The organism is Enterobacter sp. 22499 (genome assembly GCF_052044815.1).
Classification (GTDB): domain Bacteria; phylum Pseudomonadota; class Gammaproteobacteria; order Enterobacterales; family Enterobacteriaceae; genus Enterobacter; species Enterobacter bugandensis.
The window spans coordinates 124,072-147,467 of sequence record NZ_JBQENR010000008.1 but is presented as its reverse complement, the minus strand read 5'-3'; the positions used below and the strand labels follow the sequence as shown (position 1 = coordinate 147,467).

Below are 23,396 nucleotides of genomic sequence, written 5' to 3'. Positions count from 1 at the left end.
TGGACTCACTGGTTAGCAATATTAAACAATGAAAATCGATCTCAATCTGTTACCCGTTTTTCTGGCGGTCGCCGAGGAGCGTAGCTTTAGCGCTGCCGCCGCGCGGCTGGGCATAACCCGCTCCGCTGTCAGCCAGGGGATTAGGCGTCTTGAAGATGGTTTTCAAACCCTGCTGGTGATGCGCACCACGCGCTCGGTAAGCCTCACTGAAGCAGGGGAACGGCTGCGTAAATCGTTGCAGGCCCCCATCGCCAATATTGAAGCGGCATTTGAAGACGTCGCGTCGGACAGCACACCGCGCGGCCAGCTCAGAATCGCGGTCACCTCAATCGCGGAAGCGTTTCTCTCTGGCCCGCTGCTCGCTTCGTTTGCGGCTACGCATCCTGCGGTATCGCTTGATATCTTCGTGTCGGACGAGGAGTTCGATATCGTGGCGGCGGGCTATGACGCCGGGGTAAGGCTGGGTGAAGTTATTGAAAAAGACATGATCGCCGTTCCCCTTACGGGTCAGCAGCGTGAGAGGGTGGTGGCTTCACCGTCCTATCTGGCGACTCACGGCGTACCTGAGCACCCCCGCGAGCTGGTGGCTCACCGGTGTATCGGCTGGCGCCCAGCCCCGGACGTTGCCCCCTATCGCTGGGAATTTGAGGAGGCGGGCGTTCCTTTCGATGTGGCGATTGAACCGCAGATCACCACAAACGATCTGCGCCTTATGCTCAGCCTGGCACTGGCCGGCGGCGGCATAACCTTAGCCACGGAGGATACATTCACTCCGTATATTGAAACGGGGCAGCTTGTTGCCCTGCTGGATACGTTTCTTCCGTCTTTTCCAGGCTTTTATCTCTATTTCCCCCAGCGTCACAATATGGCGCCCAAGCTAAGAGCCCTGATCGAGCACGTCCGCCAGTGGCGACAGCCAGTGGCGACAGCCAGTGGCGACAGCCAGTGGCGACAGCCAGTGGCGACAGCCAGTGGCGACAGCCAGCGGCAACGTAAAGCGTTAAACGCTAAAAAGGCCAGTAACTTTCATGCAGATTTTCCTTACCCTGCCGTTGCCCTTTGATAAACATCAACGACACCGCCCTCCTCCCATGGAAAAGTAAAAACGGACACAATTCACTCAGGGGATATGTCGTGCCGGGGATGGCTTAACGATGTATCCCGTACGCTGGACAAGACATCACACAAGGATGGAGCCTTAAAATGTACAGACCCATGGTCGTTATTTTCTTTATTCTGCTGACCCTTGCAGCCCTCATAGAAATAGGTTTTTTATCCTTCGGGTGATCCTCAAGCAAGGGGCGCTGGCCTGGGTACTTTGATCTCATTACAGTTTTTTCCTAAAGCCACCCCGCTTCGTCTGTGCCATGCTGAATCACGCTCATAACCGATAACGTTAAATGAGGATATTATGAAAAAAACAATTATCGCATTATCTGCCGTTCTGCTGGCTTCCCCAGTATTTGCTGCGACCACACATGCAACTGACGATACCGTCGCTGCGGCGAACGCAAACGCCAACGAAGCGAAGCAAAAACTGCACGAAGAGCAGAACAAAGGCGAAGAGCTGAAGCTGAAACAGCAGCATGCTGCGGAAGGTAAGAGCGAAAGCTTTGGCAGCAAAGTCAGCGAAGATTCCCAGAAAGCCTGGCATAAAACCAAAGAAGGCACCGAGAAGGGGTGGGATGCCACTAAAGAAGGCGCAGAGAAAGGCTGGAACAAAACCAAAGAAGGTGCCAGCGAGCTGGAAAAGAAAGTCACTGAATAACCGACACACTCACCTCAGGGCCGCGTTAGCGGCCTTTTTTATTGCTTCGAATAAAAGCGATACGTCGTGTATATCTGCCCCTTTTTGTTCGCCGCCTTATGACGACAGATAGGATTGATGCAAATGTCCGGATGCACATCACTGTGGTCATTTTTTTTCGCCCTCAGTATCAGGTTAATGAATGACCGTATTGAAAATACAGCAGGTTATTATATTTCCTGCTCGCAGTAGCATAATTTCAACACCACATAAGAATATATTTTAAATCCCTATTAATATAATATATCCTACATCAAGAATGTTATCCTAACTTAAACCATGATTAAGCAGCTTTAAATAATAACATTTTTAATTGCATTCAAAAACGACACTATCAATTATTAAACCACATCTAAAACATAAATAAAAAAGTATACTGCAATCAGAAAAAAGCCAACAAAAACAATCTAGTAATAAAACAAATACATAAACCTCATCAATAAATTAATGGCCTCTTTACGATCTACCTCTTTATTTACGAAAGCTTAATTTGCACATTCACCGTTTTCTGGCTATATCATTTTTATATCCTCAAAACCAAATCCTCTATTAATTACAGGGTTTTATAAGGCACAAAATACGCATAACAAACATTCTGTCTCGTAAGTAATTACATTCGCTCTGATGTTGCCACTCTGAATCCTGGCGGGCATCGTTCGCTCTAAAAAAGACGGTGAGTGCTGTTTAAAAAACAGTAACTCCGCCGGGGGCGCCCTTTACCTTCTCCAGAGATGGCTCGTCTTGCTCGTCGTTCACGATAACTCTGCTGGAGTAATACCTAAATGAGCCAAATCTCTGTTATATCAAAACTCACTGGCGTGGAAACGACTACGGAAGGCACACAGGTTACGCTGAGCCATTCCTCTATCGTTGAGCTTCATGTAGAGCGAGCCGATGTCTCCCACTTCGCGCGAAGTGGTAACGATCTGGTGGTGACACTGCACTCCGGGGAAGTGATCACCCTTAAAAATTTCTATGTCACCGACGCGCAGGGCGTGAGCCAGCTGGTGCTCCAGGAGAGTGACGGTGCGTTATGGTGGATTGAAGATCCCACCGGAGCCGCCACGTACGAATCCATCGCGTCCACGGACGCCTTGCTGGCCGCATCCGGGAGTGATGCAGGTGGTGCCGCCATCTGGCCGTGGGCGCTGGGCGGCATTGTCGCGGCTGGCGCCATCGCGGCGGTGGCAAGCTCCAGCGGCGGCGGCGGCGGGGATGACGATGATGGGAATAACAACAATCCTAACCCTAACCCCAGTACGCCAGTCGATCCCACCAACCCGGATACAACACCGCCGAATGCCCCCTCCAGCCTTCAGTTCTCGTCGGACGGTAAAAGCGTCACCGGTACCGCCGAGCCCGGCAGTACCATCACGCTGAAAGACGCGAACGGCAACGTCCTTGGCACCGGAAAAACCGGCAGTGACGGCAACTTTACCGTGTCTCTCGGCACTCCGCTGACCAACGGCGAACAGGTGACCGCCACCGCGACGGATGCGGCCGGGAATACCAGCCAGGGCACAACGATTACGGCGCCGGATCTCACCGCACCCGATGCCCCAACGATCGGCAGCGTGACGGACGATATTGATCCTCAAACGGGGTCGGTCACAAACGGCGGCAGCACCAACGATCCACGCCCGCAGCTCAGCGGCACCGCGGAGGCGGGTTCCACCGTAACCATCTATGACGGCGGAGTCGCCATTGGCACGGCGCTCGTCGCCAGCAACGGCACCTGGACATTTACCCCGTCAACCGATCTGACTGAAAGCACCCACCAGATTACCGTGCGGGCAACCGACGCCGCCGGCAACCTCGGACCGGCCTCGCCGGTATTTACCCTCACCGTGGATCTTACCCCGCCGACCGCGCCAACCGCGATTGTGCTGACCGACGATACGGGTGCGATCAGAGGGACCATAACCGCAGGCACGCCTACCGATGCGTCAAAGCCGATCCTGGCGGGAACGGGCGAGCCCGGTGGCACAATCACTATCTACGATAACGGCGTCGCGGTTGGAACCACAACGGTGCTGCCGAACGGCACCTGGAGCGTCACGCCAGACGGCCCGCTCCCGGACGGAACGCACACGATAACCGTCGTTGAAACCGATGCAGCCGGAAACCAGAGTGCGGCCTCAGAGCCGATCATCTTCACCGTGGACACCACGCCGCCGCTGGCCCCCGGCGACCTCGTCGTATCGAATGATGGCGGCACCATCACCGGCACCGCGGAGCCTGGCAGCACGGTAACCATCCGTGAAGGCGACGCTATCCTTGGCACCCCGGTGGCCGACAGCGAGGGCAACTTTAGCCTGACGCTGACCCCGCCTAAGCTCAACGGCGAAATCCTGACCGCAGACGCCTCCGACGCTGCGGGCAACACGGGGCCAGCAACCTCCGCAGCAGCGCCGGATATCACCCCACCGCAGGCCCCGGTTATCGTGTCGGTGATTGACGACGTGCTGAACACAACCGGTCCCGTGGACCAGAATGGGCTGACCAACGACCGGGCGCCGACCCTGAACGGCACGGGCGAACCCGGTTCGACCATCACGATTTTCAACGGCAGCGATATCATCGGCACGGTGGTCGTCCCCTCATCCGGCCTGTGGAACTTTACGCCGCCCTCTCCGCTGGCCGATGGTACGTATGTGCTGACGGCAACGGCGACGGATGCCGCCGGTAACCCGAGCGGACAATCGAACGCGTGGACCATTATCGTCGACGGGACGGCACCGGCCGCCCCGGTGATTACGCAGGTCATTGACGATGTGCCCGGACGAACCGGCTCGCTCGACCTCAATGAGACCACCAATGATTCAACCCCGACGCTCAGCGGTACCGCCGCGGCCAACGCCACGGTCACCATCCGCGTGGATGGGATTGATATTGGAACCACCGTCGCCGATGGCCTCGGCGCGTGGAGCTTTACTCCGGACACCCCGATCGCTGAGGGTCAACATACCCTGACCGCCGTCGCAGCTGACGCAGCGGGCAACATTAGCGACGTTTCCAACAGCTGGGGCATCATCATTGACAGCATTGCCCCGGATGCGCCGGTCATTACCCAGGTGGTGGATGACGTGCCAGAGCGCCTCGGCGCGCTCAACTCTGGCGACAGCACCAATGACACCACGCCGACGCTCAACGGCACCGCGGAGCCGGGCTCAACCGTCACCATCCGCCAGGACGGCGTCGATCTCACTACCATTGTGATCGACAGCAGCGGCACGTGGACCTATACCCCAACCACACCGCTTGTTAACGGCACCTATACCTTTACCGCCGTCACCACCGATGGAGCGGGTAATACCAGCCAGCCGTCAGGCGGCTTCACCCTGACCGTCGATACCACACCGCCAGCGGCGGCCACCATCGCCACCGTAACCGATGACGTCGGCGGCGTTAACGGGCCGCTTACCAGCGGCGACACCACCGACGACACCACGCCGACCCTGAGCGGCACCGCGCCGGCAGATGCGGTGATTACCGTCTATGACGGAACCACCCTGCTCGGCACCGCGACCCTCGACGGCAGCGGCGGCTGGAGCTTTACCCCCGTTATCCCGCTCACCGACGGCCCGCATACGCTGACGGTGCATGCCACGGATGCCGCGGGCAATACCACCATCTCAACGCCGTTTGAACTGACGGTAGATACCGTTCCGCCAGCCACGCCGGAGATCCCGGCAATCACCGTCAATCCTGACGGCACAGAAACGCCGCTGAACCCGGGAGAAACCACCCGCGACACCACGCCGACCCTGAGCGGCACCGGCAATCCGGGCGATACCGTGACCATCTACAACGGTGGGGTCAAGCTTGATGATGTGCTCGTGGACGGCACCGGCAACTGGACCTGGACGCCAGCTACCCCGCTGCCTAACGGCACCTATGACATTACCCTGACCGTCACCAATATGGACGGCACGGGCAACGAAAGCGCCCCGTCGCAGCCGGTCACCATCACCATTGATACCGATGCGCCAACAGCACCAGCAGCACCGGTGATTACCGACAGCGTCAGCCAGATAACCGGCCCCGTTCCCGATGGCGGAACCACCAACGATCCGCGCCCGGTCCTGAGCGGCACCGGTACGGCGAATGACGTTATCAACATCACTGATACCGTTAACGGCACACCGACCATCGTGGGCACCGTGACGGTAGACAGCAACGGCAACTGGAGCTGGCGTCCTGACAGTAATATTGGGGAAGGCAGCCACGTCTATACCGCCACCGCCACCGATGAGGCGGGCAACGTCTCTGACCCGTCGCCAGCGATTACGATTACCGTGGATACCGTAGCACCGGATGTCCCGGTATTTGACGCCGTCGGGGGCCAGCCGAATGGGGGCTTAATCACCGATGCGACGCCAACCGTCGGAGGTACCGGCACGACTGGCGACACGGTCATCGTTTACAACAACGGCGTTGAGGTAGGACGTGTCGATGTCGTTAACGGAGAATGGAGCTTTGTCCTGCCACCACAGCAGGACGGCCTGCTGAACATCACCGTTGCGGGAGTCGATGCCGCGGGTAACGTCAGCGCGCCGAGCCCGGTCGTTTCCGTCACGCTCGATACCCTTGCGCCTGAAGTCCCGGCCATTACCGAGGTTGAGGGCAGCCAGCTGTCTAATAACCTGCTTTATACGAATGACGGCACGCCGACCCTGACCGGGACCGGCGAGCCCGGCGCCACCGTTATCGTCTCCATCGACGGTACCCCGTCAGGAGCACCGGTAACGATACAGTCGGACGGCAGCTGGAGCTGGACCGCAGGCACAACGCTACCGGATGGCCAGTATGCCTTCACCGTCTCTTCCAGCGATCCGGCGGGCAATATTTCAGGGAGTTCCGCACCGGTGAGCGTGACGGTAGATACCGTTGCCCCGGCAGATCCGGGCAACATGAGCCTGCCAGATGAAGGAACACCGCTGACCGGTACCGGTGAAGCGGGCAGCATCATTACCGTGACAAACGGTACTACGGTCATTGGTACCGGGGTTGTCGGCAGCGACGGCAGCTTCTCCATTGCGCTGAGCCCGGCGCAGCTGGATCCAACCACGCTGACCGTGACTGCCACGGACGCCGCAGGAAATGCCAGCGCTGACGTGCCTTTTATCGTCACCGACTCGCCGCTTGAGCTGCCGCAGGTTCCCATTATTACGGCCATCGTCGATGACGTGGACCCGGTCACCGGCGATGTGAAAGGCAAAACCACCAACGACACCACGCCAACGCTTACCGGTACGGCCGAAGCGGGCAGCGTGATAACTATCTATCAGGACGGTAGCACGACGCCATTAACAACGGTGACCGCCGACGGCAGCGGCAACTGGAGCTATACGCCGGCCGCGCTTGGCGAGGGGCTGCACACCTTTGAGGTGACTGCGACCCTCAACGGTGCCACCAGCGGCCGCTCTCCGGCGGCCAGCGTAACCGTCGATCTGACCGCGCCGGGCACGCCAACCATTGGCTCGGTCATTGATGACGTGGGTCCTGTCACCGGTCCGCTGACCAGCGGCCAGACCACCAACGACAGCCAGCCGACCCTCACCGGCACCGGCGCGGTGGGTGATACCATCTCCATCTATAACAACGGCGTGCTGCTGGACAGCGTGGTGGTTGGTAATACCGGCACCTGGAGCTACACCACGCCCGCCCTGCCAGAAGGCAGTAACGTTCTGACCATCCGCGAGAGCGATCCGGCGGGAAATCAGAGCGGTCCTTCGGCGGACTTCACCATCGTGGTGGATTCCATTTCCACCACGCCGGTCATCACCAGCGTAACGGATAATGTGGGCAATACCGCCACCCCGGTAGCGAGCGGCAGCGAAACGAACGACGCCACGCCAACCCTTTCGGGGACAGCGGACGCAAACAGCATCGTAACCATTTTCGATGGCGCTACCCAGATTGCCGTAGTTACGGCTGATGGCACCGGCGCGTGGAGCTTTACGCCAGAGACCGCGCTTGTCGAAGGGCCACACGCGTTCACGGTTCAGGCAACCGATCCGCAGGGTAACCTGAGCCTGGTCTCCGCCCCGTGGAGCGTGGTGGTTGACCTCACGGCGCCGACGGTTCCAACGCTGGATACGGTAAGTGATAACGTCCCTGGCGGCGTCACGGGCAACCTCACCAGCGGGCAGGCGACCAACGACAACACCCCAACGATTAGCGGCACCGGACAGGCAGGCAGCACCATCTACATAATGAATAACGGTACGCAGTTGGGTACGACGACCGTCGACGGAAACGGTAACTGGTCCTTCACCCCGACCACGCCGCTGGACGACGGCAGCTACTCCCTGCGCGCGTACGCAACGGATGCCGCGGGCAACGCCTCGGCGAACTCGTCGGTCTTCGCCTTCACCGTCGATACCGCAGGCCCCGGCGTGCCGGTGGTGACCAGCGTGATTGACGATGTCGCACCGATCACGGGGACGCTCACGTCGGGTAACAGCACTAACGACGCGCGTCCGACCTTCAACGGTACGGGCGACGTGGGTTCTACGGTGCACGTGATTGTTGATGGCAACGAAATTGGCACCGCCGTGGTCAATGCCCAGGGCAGCTGGACCTTCACGCCGGGTACCGATCTGATCGACGGACCGCATGCCATTACCTTCAACGCCACCGACGCGGCGGGCAACGTGGGTACTGCAACGGCACCGTTTAACCTGACGGTGGATACGGGCGTGCCGTCTGCGCCGGTCATTTCAGCCGCGGCAGATAACGTGGGCAGTATTCAAACCCCGCTCACTTCCGGGCAAAGCACCGACGACACCACGCCAACGCTGAGCGGCACCGCGACGGCCAACGCCACGGTCACTATCTATGAAAACGGGCAGCCTGTCGGCACCGCGCTGGCAGACGGTACCGGTGCATGGAGCTTTACGCCGTCCACGCCGCTGGCGGCTGGCAGCCACACCTGGACCGCCACGGTCACCGATGCCGCAGGGAACATCAGCCCCGCCTCGCCAGGCTTTACGCTGGTTGTCGATAGCACGGCACCCACCGCGCCGGTTATCAGCCAGGCGATTGACGATGTAGGGAGCATTACCGGGCCAATCACGTCCGGGCAGACGACCGACGACACCGTACCGCGGCTGGTCGGAACCAGCGAACCGTTTGCCACCGTGAATATCTATGAGGGAACCACGCTGGTCGGGACGGGCACCGCAGACGGCAGCGGCAGCTGGAGTATCTTACTCAATACCACGCTGACAGAGGGGGCGCACAGCTTCACCGCGCAGGCTACGGATGCCGCAGGCAACACCAGCGCGTCGTCCGCAAGCTTCAGTCTGACGATTGACACCGCACCGCCAGCGCTGCCGGTGCTCACCAGCATTCTGGATGACGTCGGCAATGCGGCAACGCCAGTCGCGAACGGAGGAATAACCAACGACGCGCAGCCAACCCTCAGCGGTACGGCGGAAGCGGGTTCTACGGTGAAAATCTTCGATAACGGCGTGCAGATCGGCAGCGTGATCGCCACCGGCGGGGCGTGGAGCTATACGCCTTCTCCGGCGCTGGGCAACGGCCCGCACACGTTGACCTTTACCGCCACCGATGCGACGGGCAATGCCAGCGCGCCAACCGCCGGGTACACGATTAACGTCGATACTCTTGCCCCGGCAGCGCCGGTCATCAGCTCGGTAATTGATGATGTCGGCAGCGTCATCGGTCCGGTAACCGGCACCAACCCGACCAACGACACGCGTCCGGCCCTGAGCGGGACCGCCGAAGCGAATGCAACGGTACGGATCTACGATGGCATCACGCTGGTGGGCACCGTCACCGCCGACGGCAATGGCAACTGGACGCTGCCGGAAACCACCACGCTGACGCAGGGCACCCACAACTTCACCGCCACGGCCACCGATGCCGCAGGCAACACCAGCCCGGCATCGGCCGTGACGACGATTATCGTCGATCTGACCGCGCCAACTGCCCCAACCGGAACCTTCAACGCCGACGGTAGCGTATTAACCGGGAATGCTGAAGCAGGCAGTACCGTCACCATCCGACTCACGGACGGCTCGACGGTCACGACCACAGCGGGCAGCAACGGCACGTACAGCTACACCTTCGTTAACAAACAGACTGAAGGCCAGACGCTGCAAATCACCGCCACCGACGCGGCGGGCAATATCTCGCAGCCCGGCTCGGCGCTTGCGCCAGTGGTGCCGCTCTCCGCCAGCAATAATGTCGAAGAGCTGGATCTCAGCACCACGGCCACCGTTACCAACAGCCAGTACAGCGACTACGGCTTCCTGCTGGTCGGCGCCGTGGGCAACGTCCTGACGCTGCTCGGTAATGACACCGCTCAGGTCAACTTCACCGTGGGCAGCGGCGGCAGCGCGGATATCGTCGTGAACGCCAACGCCACGGGCGCGGTGCTCTCTCTGCTCAACACCCTTGAGCTGGTGGTACAGCGCTTTGACACCGTTAACAACACCTGGACTACCGTAGTCGATACCGGACAGCCGCAGTTTGCCGACCTGCTGACCCTCGGCGCAACCGGCGTGTCGCTGAACCTGACCGGGCTGGCGGACGGCAACTACCGCGTGCTGAGCTATAACACCAACCTGCTGGCAACCGGCTCCTACACCAGCCTCGACGTGGCGGTGAAAGAGACCGGGCCGGGCACCGTTACGGGCGATACCAGCCTCGGCGGTAACGTGATCACCGACGTTGACCCAACCGCAGGCAGCGACAACGCTCCGGCAGGGGCAACGGTCACGGCCGTCACCAACGCCCAGGGTGTCACCACCAGCGTCACTGCCGACGGCACGGTGATCCAGGGTCAGTACGGTACGCTGACCATTAACCGCGACGGCAGTTACACCTACGATCTGACCAACACCAGCGCATCGGTGATTGGCCGGACGGAGAGCTTCAGCTACACCATCACGCATAACGGCGTCAGCGCGTCGGCGAATCTGGTGCTGTCGCTGGGCACCGGTACCGCCACCAGCGGTATTGTCGCGGTTGACGATACGAACTCGCTGACCTTCGATACCACCGTCAACGCGATTGACAACGGTACGTCGTCCCAGGGCGGCTTTACCCTGGTGGGAATCAATCTCGGCAACACGCTGGGGCTGAACCTGCTGGACGATATGACCAATCCCATCATCTATAACGTGGAGGAAGGCACTACCCGCACCATGACCATCCAGGCCTCCGTGGGCGGCGTGGCGCTGGCGTCGGTGTTTGATCTGTATGTCTACAAGTTCAACAACGCGACCCAGACCTTCGAGCAGATGCGCGTTGAACCAGGCTGGCTGCGCGCGCCGCTGCTGGGCGGCACCTCGCCTCAGCTGACGCTGCAGCTGCCGGCCGGTGAGTACCTGTTCCTGCTGAATACGGCTGCGGGGATCACCGCCCTGACGGCCTACACGCTGGACGTGCTGCAGGATCATGTCTACAGCGTGGCGAGCGTCAGCGCGAGCACTACCGGGGACGTTCTGTCGGATGATATTGCGCCAGTCGGCACGCTGGTGACGGAGGTTAATGGCGTAGCGGTGAACAGCAGCGGTCTGACGAACATTACCGGTGAGTACGGTACGCTGAGCATCAACGCGGCCGGGGAGTACACCTACACCCTGAATAGCGGCGTCGGCGTTGACCACATCAGCACCCCGGATACCTTCGTCTACACCATTACCGCGCCGGACGGCACGAAAGACACGGCTTCGCTCAACATCACCCCAACCGCGCAGCCGATGGATGCGGTGAATGATGTCAGCACCGCGATGGACGTGACGTCGGTACACCACACCGCCGCGTACTCGGATACAACCGTCGGGTCGGCGAGCTGGAACGCCGCGCTGCTCGCTTCAACACAGGGCTCCGGCTCCGGCACCTTCGTGGTGGATGCCAATACCGCGCTGCACAACGTGGTGCTGTCGTTTAACGTCGCCTCGTTGCTGACGCTTACAGGGTTGACGGTTGACTGGACGCTGACCAACGGCGCCACCACCGTCAGAACCGGCTCGTTCAACGGCGGGCTGCTGCTGGGCGGCACGGCAACGGTCAACCTGACGGGTCTCGACCTGGAGGCGGGGACCTACACCCTGAGCTATACCGGCAGAATGGGGCCGCTGGGAGTAGGAAATATCACCATCACCCCAAGCGTCACCGGCACAAGCTACTCGCTGTCGCAGTTCGACGCCACGGGCACCCACACCGTTGACGGCAACATTTTCGACGGCACCGGTTCCGCAGGGACGATGGACCAGCTGCACTCGGTGGATACCCGCGTGAGCATTACCGGCTACGACGGCATTACCACTACGCTGGATCCCTACACCGGCAGCACGCAGTCGAGCATCACGGGTCACTACGGCACGCTGGCGATTGCCGCAGACGGCAGTTACACCTATACGCTCAACCCGGGGATATCGCTCTCTACCATTACCACGAAGGAGGTCTTTAACTACACCCTGACCGATGCCAACGGCACCACGGACACCGCGTCGCTGACCATCAACATGGCGCCGAAATTTATCAGTTCGGAGCATAACGATGTGATTAGCGGTACGGCCTACGGCGACACGCTGATTTATCAGGTGCTGAACAGCACGGCGGGCAACGCGACGGGGGGCAACATCACCAGCGCCGGCGGCGACCACTGGACGAACTTCTCCCTGGCGCAGGGAGACAAGATCGACATTGGCGATCTGCTGGTGGGCTGGGACGGTAATACCGCCTCGCTGGGGAATTATATCAATGTCACGCAAAGCGGTAGCAACACTGTGATCTCCATCGACCGTGACGGCGCAGGGAGCACCTACACTAATACTGCACTCGTTACGCTTGATAACGTGCAGACCACGTACGACGAGCTTGTGAACCAGCAACACATCATTACCTGATAGCACCTGCAGGACATGACCCGGGCGCACAGCGCCCGGGCATAAATAATAAAGCTGTACTTATTTATTAGGGACAAGACATGGGAATAAAGATGCCTTACTGGTGGCTCTCGTGCTGCCTGATATCTGCACCCGCCATCGCGGCAAACCCGGCGGCAACCATCAATACCGGACAGCTCCGCGAAACGCAGGAACTCCCCTCACTGAATGGCCGCGTCGCCCCGGTGGCAGGCAAAGCCGCTCCCGGTTCACTACAGCTTGGCGAGGCCGTTAATCGCGCCGTCACCTGGCACCCGGCGATCGCTGAAGCCGTGGGCAAACTCTACGAACAGAACGAAGAGGTCGACGTCGCCAAATCGAAATACTATCCGCAAATCAACGCCGGCATGGACAACGGGTATTCCCACGACGGCGACCAGAACGGCTTTACGCCGTCGCTGGTGCTCTCTCTTTCACAGATGCTCTACGACTTCGGCAAAGTGGCAAGCCAGGTGCGGGCCGAAAACGCCGGGGTCGCCCAGCAGCAGGCCAACGTGCTGGTCAGTATCGACACCATCGCCCACGATACCGCTATCGCCATGGTGCAGGTGCAAACCTGGCAGCAGATGGTCGACACCGCCAAAGAGCAGCTTGACGCCCTCTCATCAATAGGCACCCTGACCCGCCAGCGTAACGACGAAGGGGCCACTTCCCTGTCTGACGTGGTGCAGACCGACGCGCGCATTGAAGGGGCACGCGCCCAGCTGATGCAGTATCAGGCCAGCCTCGACAGCGCCCGCGCCACGCTGATGAGCTTTCTCGGCTGGAACAGCCTGAACGATATCAGCAATGACTTTCCGCAGAAGCTGGCCCGCAGTTGCGATATCGCCGAGCCGGACGATCGTCTGGTGCCTGCGGTCCTCGCCGCCTGGGCACAGGCGAACGTCGCTCAGGCTAACCTTGACTACGCCGACGCGCAGATGACGCCAACCGTCTCGCTGGAGCCGGAAGTCCGTCACTACCTGAACGATCGCTACGCGGGTAACGAAACGCGGGACCGCACCCAATATTCCGCCTGGGTGAAAGTCCAGATGCCGCTCTATCAGGGCGGCGGACTCACCGCCCGACGCAACGCCGCCGGTCACGCGGTGGAAGCGGCGCAGTCGACCATTCAGCGCACGCGCCTCGATGTCCGCCAGAAGCTGCTGGAGGCCCGCAGCCAGGTCATGAGCCTGCAAAGCACGCTGCAAATTCAGGGCCGCCAGGAGGCGCTCAGCGCCCGCACTCGCGAGCTCTACCAGCAGCAGTATCTCGATCTCGGCTCGCGCCCGCTGCTGGACGTGCTCAACGCCGAGCAGGAGGTCTATCAGGCGCGCTTTACCCAGCAGCAGACCCTCGGTCAGCTGCATCAGCTGCAGCTCAACTGCCTCTATAACACCGGGCAATTGCGTCATGCGTTCGATCTTGATAACCGCACCATCCAGACCGTGGAGATCCAGCCATGAAGCAACGCGACATCCCGCAGGGGGAAACGATGACGGATGAGGCGCTGGAGCAGTGGGCTCAGGCGTTTGGCTTTGTCGCCACGCGCTACCGCGTTGCCTGTTCGCCAGGCTCGCTCGTCGCGGGCGCGCCGTGGCTGAAAGGCAAACCGATGGTGCCCGCGCTGACTCAGCTTGCCCGTGAAGCCGGGCTGACGTTCCAGCTGCTGACGGCCGATCAGCAGTCGATCAACAGCTGGCGTCTGCCGGTGGTGGTGGCGCTGAACGACGGAAAAATCGGCGTGATCGAGAATTTCGACGGAGAAGATACGCTCGAGGTCAGCTTTTTCGACGACAAGACATACACCAACCGCCTGTCGATGAGCGCAATGCTGCCCGCCATCCGCCACGTTATCGCCCTGCGTCCGCTGGCCGCGCTTAAGGACAGCCGCGTGGACGCCTACATCTCAAAGTACCGTCCGGACTGGCTCTACCGGCTGGTGATGCGCGACCTGCGCCCCTACAGCTGGGTGATGCTGGCGGCGCTGTTTATCAATGTGCTCTCCCTCTCCGGCATTGTCTTTTCCATGCAGGTGTATGACCGGGTGATCCCCGCCCAGTCCTACCCGACGCTTTACGTGCTGACCATCGGGGTGCTGATCGCCACCCTGTTTGGCTTTGTGCTGCGCGTTGCGCGCGGGCACATTATGGATCTGCTGGGCAAACGCTCGGATCTGCGCGTCTCGGATCGCGTGTTCGGCCACGCGCTGCGGCTGCGCCACAGCGCCATTCCGCGCTCCACCGGCAGCTTTATCTCCCAGTTGCGCGAGCTGGAGCAGATCCGCGAGATGGTCACCTCCTCCACCATCTCGACGATTGTCGATCTGCCCTTCTTCTTCCTGTTTGTGGTGGTGCTGGCGATCATCGCGCCGCAGCTGGCGTGGATCGCCCCGGTAGCGGCGGTAATCATGGTGCTGCCGGGCCTGCTGCTGCAAAAAAAGCTGGCCGAGCTGGCGAAGCAGTCGGCGCATGAATCCACCCTGCGCAACGCGGTGCTGGTGGAGAGCGTGCAGGGGCTGGAGGACATCAAGCTGATGCAGGCGGAGAACCGCTTTTTGCAGCAGTGGAACAGCTATATCCAGATCACCGCGGAATCCGGCCTGCGCACCCGCGAGCTCACCCAGAACCTGATCAGCTGGGGGATGACCGTCCAGAGCCTGGTTTACGCCGCCGTGATCGTGGTTGGCGCGCCGATGGTGATTGACGGCACGCTGACCACCGGGTCGGTGGTGGCCGCCTCGATGCTGGCCTCCCGGATGATCGCCCCGATGGCGACGCTGTGCGGCGTGCTGGCCCGCTGGCAGCAGGTTAAGGCCGCCAAAGAGGGGCTGGACAGCATTATGCAGCTTCCTACTGAAAATCAGCGTGAAGAGACGCCGATCCGCCAGGACGTGCTGCGCGGACACTATCTTTTCGAGCAGGCGCAGTTCCGCTATCAGCCGGAAGATCCGCGCATGGCGCTGCGCATTAACCGTCTGGAGATCAGGCCGGGCGAGAAAGTGGCGATCCTCGGGCGTAACGGCGCGGGCAAATCCACTCTCCTGCAGGCGATGGCGGGCGGCATGGATCTGGCGGCCGGCGAGTTGCGGCTCGACAACCTCAGCCTGCCGCATCTTGACGTGGCCGACGTGCGGCGAAACGTCGGCTTTATGACCCAGAACGCGCGGCTGTTTTACGGCACCCTGCGCGAGAACATCACCCTCGGCATGCCGCGCGCCACCGACGAAGAGATCTTCGAGGTGCTGGAGATGTGCGGCGCGGCCAGCTTTGTGCAGAAGCTGCCAAAGGGTCTGGACTACCCGATCATGGAGAACGGCGTGGGATTGTCCGGCGGGCAGCGGCAGTCGATTTTGCTGGCGCGGATGCTGCTGCGCGATCCGAATATCGTGCTGATGGACGAGCCGACCGCCTCCCTTGATGAACACACCGAGCGGGAATTTATCCAGCGCCTGGGGGCGTGGCTCGGCAACCGGACGCTGGTTGTCGCCACCCACCGCGTGCCGGTGCTGGAGCTGGTGGAGCGCGTGGTCGTGCTGAAAGATGGGATGCTGGTCATGGACGCGCCAAAAGCGCAGGCGCTGAACAACAGCCGCATGCAGCAACAGCAGCAGGCAGCAACCGGACGGGAGTGGAAAAATGAAAATCAGTCAGCGTGACGTAGCGGCGATGGACGATCTGGATAATGCGCTCGACTCCGAAAGCGGCTATACCGGCGCGCGGCGGATTGTGATCTTTTCGCTGCTGATGTTTGTGGCGCTGGGCGTCTGGGCGTGGTTTGGGATGCTGGATGAAGTCTCAACGGGAACCGGAAAAGTGATCCCCAGCTCGCGCGAGCAGGTGCTGCAGTCGCTGGACGGGGGGATCCTCACCGAGCTGAACGTACACGAAGGCGATCAGGTGCAGGCCGGACAGGTGCTGGCGCGGCTGGATCCAACACGTTCCGAATCGAACGTCGGCGAAAGCGCGGCGCGCTACCGCGCGTCGCTTGCCTCCAGCGCCCGTCTGTACGCCGAGGTGAACGATCTGCCGCTGAAGTTCCCGCCTTCGCTGGAGAAATGGACCGAACTAACCGCCGCCGAAACGCGGCTCTACAATTCGCGCCGCGCGCAGCTGGAGGACACGCAGCGTGAACTGCGTTCAGCGTTAGATCTCGCAAACAAAGAGCTGGCAATCACCCAGCGGCTGGTAAAAACCGGCGCCGCCAGCCACGTGGAAGTGCTCCGCCTGCAGCGACAGAAAAGCGACCTGGAGCTGAAGCTCACCGACGTGCGTTCCCAGTACTACGTTCAGGCGCGCGAGGCGCTATCCAAGGCCAACGCCGAGGTGGATATGGTCTCGGCGATCCTCAAAGGCCGCGAGGATTCCGTCACCCGCCTGACGGTAAAATCCCCGGTGCGCGGGATCGTGAAAAACATCAAAGTCACCACCATAGGCGGCGTCATACCGCCCAACGGCGAGCTGATGGAGATTGTGCCGGTGGACGATCATCTGCTGATTGAAACCCGCCTCTCGCCGCGCGATATCGCCTTTATCCACCCGAATCAGGAGGCGCTGGTGAAGATCACCGCCTACGATTACGCCATCTACGGCGGGCTGCACGGGGTGGTGGAGACCATATCCCCGGACACTATCCAGGACGAGGCCAAGCCGGAGGTGTTCTACTACCGCGTGTTTATCCGCACCAGCCAGGATTACCTGGTGAATAAGGCGGGCAGGCATTTCTCGATCGTGCCGGGGATGATTGCCACAGTGGACATCAAGACCGGAGAGAAAACGGTACTGGATTATCTGATCAAGCCGTTTAACCGGGCGAAGGAGGCGCTGAGGGAGCGATAGACTTCGCCGGGCAGCGGCTACGATCTTCCCCTTCCCCCTCTCCCCAAAGGGGCGAGGGGATGATTCGCTGCTCGCATTAATTTGTGGGGGTTCTTCAGCCCTGTGGGAGAGGGCATCATGCCGCACCCACACCACAATCCCCCTTTTCTGGAATCCGCCTCGAAGAAACCGCTTTTAATGACGCCTTCCGCTTTCCTTCAGCCTGCATCAGGGTAACATAGCCGCCAATCGAAACGCACTTGCGCACTGTGCAAGAGTGCATTATTATCCACATAGCTTCATGGAGTGGAGCTCATAAGCGCTATGATTAATCATTTTCGTGATCAATGGCTTAAGGATTTTTTTCTGTACGGGAAATCAAGCAATGTGATCCCTTCAAGCCTTGAATCAGCCTTAGCGAGGAAGCTGGATATGATCAACGCTGCCACCTCGCACCGGGAGCTGAGATCCCCGCCAGGCAATATGTATGAATCGCTGAATCCCCCGCTTGCAGGGTACTCTGCGATTCGCGTTAACAGGCAATACAGGTTGGTATTCAGGTGGTCAGAGGGCAAAGCAGACGATCTCTACCTCTCTCCGCACAAGTATACGCCATACAAATGAGGCATTACCTATGACTCTTCAACAGGCTCTACGCAAACCCACCACGCCGGGCGATGTGTTGCAGTATGAATATCTTGAGCCGCTCAATCTGAAAATTAGCGATCTCGCGGAAATGCTTAACGTGCACCGTAACACCATCAGTGCTCTCGTTAATAATAATCGTAAACTGACGGCCGATATGGCAATCAGACTGGCCAAGGCGTTTGATACCACCATTGAATCCTGGTTGAACCTGCAGCTAAACGTCGACGTCTGGGAAGCGCAAACCAATTCCCGGACTCAGGAGGAGTTGAGCCGTATAAAAACGATTGCAGAAATCATGGCAAAAAGGAAATCAGGCCAGCCGGATGTGGCCTGAATCAAACCGGCTCTATAGCGCCACCTTTAATCCCCCACTGCCCCGGCGTTTTACCGGTCCACATTCTGAAAACCTCAATAAATGCGCTGACGCTGCTGTAGCCGCAGGACAGCGCAATCCATCCCACCGGCTTCCCCGCCGCCAGCCACTCCATTGCCTGCATGACGCGCGCCAGCTGCCGCCAGTTGACGAAGTTCATTCCCGTCTGGGCGCTAAATCGACGGTTAAACGTACGCACGCTCATCCCGGCATGGCTGGCATGGCTCTTGACCGTTTGATTATCATCGACACACTGCAGCAAGTGGCTGACCACGTTCTTCAGACGCAGATCCGTCGGTACGGGCAGATAAAAGTGCACCTGAGACGTCAGGGCAAGCTCATCCAGCAGCAGGGTGAGCTTTCGCGGATCGTACTCGTTTTCTGCAACGCTTAAGCGGGAAAACAGTGCATGAGTGAGATCGTCGGGCTCGAACAGCGCGGGGGCATCGGGAAGCATTGCACAGCACGCAGGGTCAAGATAGATAGCGCAGCCTTCTATCGCGCTTTCAGAAAAGGCGGCGTGCTGCTGGCCCGACGGGATCCAGCCAATATGGTTTGCCGGTACAACCGAACGCCCCTGTTGGGTCTCAATCACCAGCAGCCCCGTTGCAATACGCCAGAGTTGTCCGGTGGGATGGCTGTGCCACGCGGTGCGGTAACCGCCGGGATGGCGGAGCGTCTCTGTACCGATCATCTTATCCTGGCCGAAAATCGTTATTCATCGACGTATTACAGAAACTGCGCCGTCGACTGTCAAGGATAATGGTGGCTCAACTACACAAGGAGCCAACATGAGCATCATCACAACCCTGATAGCCCAGCCTGACAATACCCTACAGCGCGAAAAAATGGCGTGCCTGTTAAGCCGCTTGTTCAAAGGCGAATTAGATCCCGCAGAGGTGTTTACGCCCGATTACCAGCAGTACACGGATGGTCACGCGCTTGATTTTCTGGGTTTTGTGCAGCACCTGAACCACGTCCGCTCGCAGATCCGCGCGATCGCATTCAGGGTAGAAGAGCTGGCCTGTCACGAGAATCTTTTAGCAGACCGGCACTGGGCCACGGTGACGTATCCAGATGGTCGCCAGGCGGAATTAGAGGTGTATATGTTTGCCGCACTGCGCGAGGGGAAAATCTGTCGTATCCATGAAGTGACGCAGACGATCGGCGACGATGCTTCAGACCGCGCGCTCGCCCACGCCACACAATAAGCTCACCCTGCGCGCACAACGGCAACTGCCGTTATGCGCGCTCTGTTACAGGGAGATCTTCAGGCGTCGAACCGCTTCTTTAAGCTGCTCATCCGTTGGGGTGACGAATGACATGCGCAGCGTTGTCGGGTCCGGTTCGTTGCAGTAGAAGAACTCGCCCGGTACAAACACCACGCCGTTGCTTAAGGTTTTTTCCAGCCATTTCGTCGTATTCATGCCGTTGTTCATTTTTGCCCACAGGAACATCCCGCCCTTCGGCTTGTGGAACGACATCACATCGCCCAGCTCGGCTTCCAGTTCCGTTGCAAACGTCTGGTATTTCTGGCGATAGGCCTCGCGGATCATTTTAATCTGGTTCGCCAGACGCCCGGTTTTCAGGTACTCGTAGGTCATCAGCTGGGACAGCGTGCTGGTGTGCAGATCGGTGGTTTGCTTGAGGTTCACCACCGCGCGCTTCAGCCATTCCGGCACCAGCACCCAGCCCACGCGGGTGCCCGGCGCGAGGATTTTGGAGAAGGTAGAGGTGTACACCACGTTATCCTCATTGCCGATATCTTTCGCATGGGCAATCAGCGGGCGGAACACGTCGTCGGTGTAGTTAATTTCGCTGTACGGATCGTCTTCGATAATCACGAAATCATAGCGCTTTGATAATTCCACCAGCTGTTTACGGCGCGCTTCGGAAAGCGTTACGCCGCCAGGGTTACCAAAGGTTGGAACGATATAAACCGCCTTGATGGTTTTCTTCGCCACCAACGCTTCAAGTTCATCGACCTTCATGCCGTCGCCGTCGGTGCCGACGGATTCAAAATTCGCCTGTGCCAGGCCAAAGACCTGCAGCGCGGCGAGATAGGTAGGACGTTCAACGACAACCGTATCGCCCGGATTAATTAACGCACGCGCCAGCACGTCCAGAGATTGTTGAGAGCCGGAAGTAATGACCACGTCATCGGCCTTACAGGCGATGCCGCGCCCCTCGCAGATGCGTTTGATTTCTTCGCGCAGCCCCGGTACGCCTTCCGTCAGGCCATACTGGAACGCCTCGCCAAAATTCTGTGACAACACGGCATCGGCGGCAATTTTAAGCCCTTCGCGATCGAACAGGTCCGGATTGGGAATACCGCCGCCCAGCGAAATCACGCCCGCCATTTTGCTATGTTTTAATAATTCACGGATGGCAGATGATTGCAGGCCCTGCGCGCTGCTGGCGAGTTTGTTTGCAGACATTCTTTGATTACCTTCTTTTTTATATTGTGCCCAATCTTAGCAGAATATGAGCAATAAATTCCGTTAGCTTAGGGAGGGGACGCAAATCCTGACGCCACAGTAAATGCACCGGCCTCGGCGCGGGCGTGAACGGCTCCAGCACACGCACCAGCCTGCCGCTTGCCAGCTCTTCCGCCACCAGCACTTCCGGTTGCAGCAGCAGCCCTGCCCCGGCTCGCGCAGCCATGCGTAAGCCGTAGCCGTCGTTGCATCTTAAGATCGCATCCCGCTTCCAGCGCACCTCCCCTTCCGCACCCGGCAGACGCCACTCGTTGCGCGCGGTCCACACCGTGTGAGACAGGCACAGATGATCCACCAGATCGGCGGGCGTCTGCGGCGTGCCGTGTCGCGCCAGATAATCCGGCGCGGCGCAGATCACCATGTTGTAGGGACACAGATATTTCGCCACCAGATCGTCATTGCGGATATCGCCAATGCGAATGGCCAGATCGACCCCCTCTTCCACCAGATCGACCATCCGGTTGGTGAGATCCAGTTCGATACGCACTTCCGGGTAGCGCTGCAAAAATGTGGCCGTCAGAGGGGCGATCGCGCAGCCGCCAAACGACGTGGGGGCGGTGACGCGCAGGGTGCCGGCGGGCGCCGCGCGCAGCCGTTCAACCGCGCTTTCGGCAATCGAGACCTGCTCCAGCACGCGCCTGGCCTCTTCGAAATAAACGCGTCCGGCGTCGGTCAGGCTCTGGCGACGGGTATTGCGCTCCAGCAGCCGCGTGCCGAGCTGAGATTCGAGCAGCGCAATATATTTCCCGACCATCACCGCCGACATCTCCAGCCGCGCCGCCGCGCCGGTAAAGCTGCCGCTCTCTACCACCGCGATAAACGTCTCCATGCCGCGAAGCTTATCCATATTCCAAACTCCTGGTTAGTAATCATCTAACTTTAGCCCAGTTTATCTGAATTTTTATTTATTAAAGAATGAGGGCTCACAACATGAGGAGTCGGATATGAAAATCGTCATTATTGGTGCCAGCGGTACGGTCGGTCGTGCCGTAACCGAAGAGTTAAGCCGTCGTCACGAGGTCATCCGCGTGGGTCGCACGCGGGGCGACTACCAGGTGGATATCACCTCGCAGGCGAGCGTGCAGGCGCTGTTTGAGAAAATCGGCCCGGTGGATGCGATTGTCTCCGCCAGCGGTGGTCTCTACTTTGGCCCGCTCGCGACCATGAAGGACAGCGACTTCAACCAGGGCCTGCAGGATAAGCTGCTCGGGCAGGTGCGTCTGGCGCTGACCGGCCAGCATTATCTGAACGAAGGCGGCTCGATTACGCTGATAAGCGGGATTGTGGCGCACGAGCCGATTGCGCAGGGCGTGAATGCCACCACGGTCAATGCGGCGCTGGAAGGGTTTGTCCGCGCCGCAGCCTGCGAACTGCCGCGCGGGATCCGCATTAACCTGATTAGCCCAACGGTACTGACGGAATCCGCCGAAGCATATGACGGGTTCTTCCCTGGCTTTGAAAGCGTTCCCGCCGCGACCGTGGCCCAGGCCTACCGCCGCAGCGTGGAAGGGGTGCAGAGCGGGCGGGTGTATAAGGTAGGTTACTGAGCCTTACGGGCGGAAATCAGCACCAGCATCGGGCGCTCCGCCTCTTCAGACAATGCAGGCCAGGCGTCAATCTGCGCCTGCGTTGGTCCCCACTCATTGACTTCACTTATCGTTAACCCGGCCTTTATCAGCGCGTTAAGCGTGGTGCCCAGCGTGCGGTGGTATTTAATCACTCCATCCGCCAGCCAGTTGCTGACGCGCTGGCTTTCGTCCTGATAATGGTTCACGCCCCAGAACCGCTCGCCACTGTCGTCGGTCAGCCAGCCCTGACGGGTGGCGCAGGTGTAAATTGGGTGCTCCATCGAGAAGACCAGGCTGCCACCCGGTTTTAGCGCGCGATGAACGTTGGCGAATAGCGTGTCCAGCTCCGGCAGGTAGTGTAGCGCCAGCGAGCTATAGACCAGATCGAGACTGTTTTCGCGAAGCTGAAGAGATTCCAGATCGCTACGCTGATAGTGAATCTCCGCGTCATCCGTCAGTTCAGCCGCGCGGGCAAGCATTTTTTCTGAGATATCGACGCCCGTAACGTCAGACGCGCCCAGCGCGCGCGCCGCGCGGCAGAACCAGCCGTAACCGCAGCCGAGATCGATAACCGCTTTGCCGGTTAAATCAGGCAGCATTGCCTTGAGCGCAGGCCACTCAGGCGCACCGTCCAGCCCCTGAACCGAGCGCGGAAGCTGAGCGTAGCCTTCAAAAAACGCCGGGTTGTCGTAGATGTTTTGTGCCATGACGGACTCCTTTATCGCAACAGAGGCGAGGGTAAAGCACCCCTCGCCCGTTGGCAACGTATCCGTCTGAT

General features: G+C 59.7%; 13 protein-coding genes and 1 pseudogene. 10 read left to right on the top strand and 4 right to left on the bottom strand.

Annotation, left to right across the window (positions count from 1 at the left end):
• Nucleotides 1-28: 28 nt before the first annotated feature.
• The 8 genes and pseudogenes from ACTJI7_RS19965 to ACTJI7_RS19930 form a co-directional block, all read left to right on the top strand.
• Nucleotides 29-925, top strand: a pseudogene (locus ACTJI7_RS19965) (LysR family transcriptional regulator); the annotation flags it as partial.
• Between the two features lie 486 nt (nt 926-1,411).
• Nucleotides 1,412-1,768, top strand: a complete 357-nt coding sequence (locus ACTJI7_RS19960) for a hypothetical protein (protein ID WP_028014145.1) — start codon at nt 1,412-1,414, stop codon at nt 1,766-1,768.
• A gap of 821 nt (nt 1,769-2,589) precedes the next feature.
• The gene (locus tag ACTJI7_RS19955) at nt 2,590-12,696 is read left to right on the top strand and encodes a BapA/Bap/LapF family large adhesin (protein WP_440670823.1); all 10,107 of its coding nucleotides are present in this window, start codon (nt 2,590-2,592) and stop codon (nt 12,694-12,696) included.
• An 80-nt stretch (nt 12,697-12,776) separates the two neighbouring features.
• Complete coding sequence (locus tag ACTJI7_RS19950) at nt 12,777-14,180, top strand: TolC family outer membrane protein (RefSeq protein ID WP_063155570.1); 1,404 nt, start codon at nt 12,777-12,779, stop codon at nt 14,178-14,180.
• Nucleotides 14,177-16,372: a type I secretion system permease/ATPase gene (locus ACTJI7_RS19945; protein ID WP_028014148.1), complete on the top strand. Its 2,196-nt coding sequence runs from the start codon at nt 14,177-14,179 to the stop codon at nt 16,370-16,372. Before ACTJI7_RS19950 ends, ACTJI7_RS19945 begins: the two co-directional genes overlap by 4 nt.
• Nucleotides 16,373-16,382: 10 nt before the next feature.
• Nucleotides 16,383-17,552, top strand: coding sequence for an HlyD family efflux transporter periplasmic adaptor subunit (locus ACTJI7_RS19940; protein ID WP_088204896.1), 1,170 nt, complete (start codon nt 16,383-16,385; stop codon nt 17,550-17,552).
• A gap of 303 nt (nt 17,553-17,855) precedes the next feature.
• Nucleotides 17,856-18,155 carry a type II toxin-antitoxin system RelE/ParE family toxin gene (locus ACTJI7_RS19935; protein WP_048957972.1) on the top strand — a complete coding sequence of 100 codons (300 nt, stop codon included), beginning with the start codon at nt 17,856-17,858 and terminating at the stop codon, nt 18,153-18,155.
• A gap of 10 nt (nt 18,156-18,165) precedes the next feature.
• Nucleotides 18,166-18,513: a HigA family addiction module antitoxin gene (locus tag ACTJI7_RS19930; protein WP_440670826.1), complete on the top strand. Its 348-nt coding sequence runs from the start codon at nt 18,166-18,168 to the stop codon at nt 18,511-18,513.
• A 1-nt stretch (nt 18,514) separates the two neighbouring features.
• Here ACTJI7_RS19930 and ACTJI7_RS19925 read toward each other — a convergent pair whose 3' ends face one another.
• Nucleotides 18,515-19,246 (bottom strand): AraC family transcriptional regulator, encoded by a 732-nt coding sequence (locus ACTJI7_RS19925; RefSeq protein ID WP_248199693.1) that lies wholly within the window; start codon nt 19,244-19,246, stop codon nt 18,515-18,517.
• A gap of 97 nt (nt 19,247-19,343) precedes the next feature.
• Between ACTJI7_RS19925 and ACTJI7_RS19920 the strand changes: the two genes are divergently transcribed.
• Entirely contained in the window at nt 19,344-19,763 is a 420-nt protein-coding gene (locus tag ACTJI7_RS19920; RefSeq protein ID WP_126344983.1) for a nuclear transport factor 2 family protein, read from the top strand.
• 45 nt (nt 19,764-19,808) lie between these two features.
• Here the strand turns inward: ACTJI7_RS19920 and ACTJI7_RS19915 are convergent, their stop codons facing one another.
• Nucleotides 19,809-20,990 (bottom strand): aminotransferase-like domain-containing protein, encoded by a 1,182-nt coding sequence (locus tag ACTJI7_RS19915; protein WP_047367525.1) that lies wholly within the window; start codon nt 20,988-20,990, stop codon nt 19,809-19,811.
• Between the two features lie 19 nt (nt 20,991-21,009).
• On the bottom strand, nt 21,010-21,897 hold the full coding sequence (locus ACTJI7_RS19910) for a LysR family transcriptional regulator (RefSeq protein WP_045260881.1): 888 nt from the start codon (nt 21,895-21,897) through the stop codon (nt 21,010-21,012).
• 97 nt (nt 21,898-21,994) lie between these two features.
• Between ACTJI7_RS19910 and ACTJI7_RS19905 the strand changes: the two genes are divergently transcribed.
• Nucleotides 21,995-22,597, top strand: a complete 603-nt coding sequence (locus tag ACTJI7_RS19905) for a short chain dehydrogenase (RefSeq protein ID WP_028014155.1) — start codon at nt 21,995-21,997, stop codon at nt 22,595-22,597.
• On the opposite strand, the gene ACTJI7_RS19900 is transcribed toward ACTJI7_RS19905, so the two are convergent.
• Nucleotides 22,591-23,325, bottom strand: a complete 735-nt coding sequence (locus ACTJI7_RS19900; protein WP_063155564.1) for a class I SAM-dependent methyltransferase — start codon at nt 23,323-23,325, stop codon at nt 22,591-22,593. The genes ACTJI7_RS19905 and ACTJI7_RS19900 overlap by 7 nt on opposite strands.
• Nucleotides 23,326-23,396 lie beyond the last annotated feature (71 nt).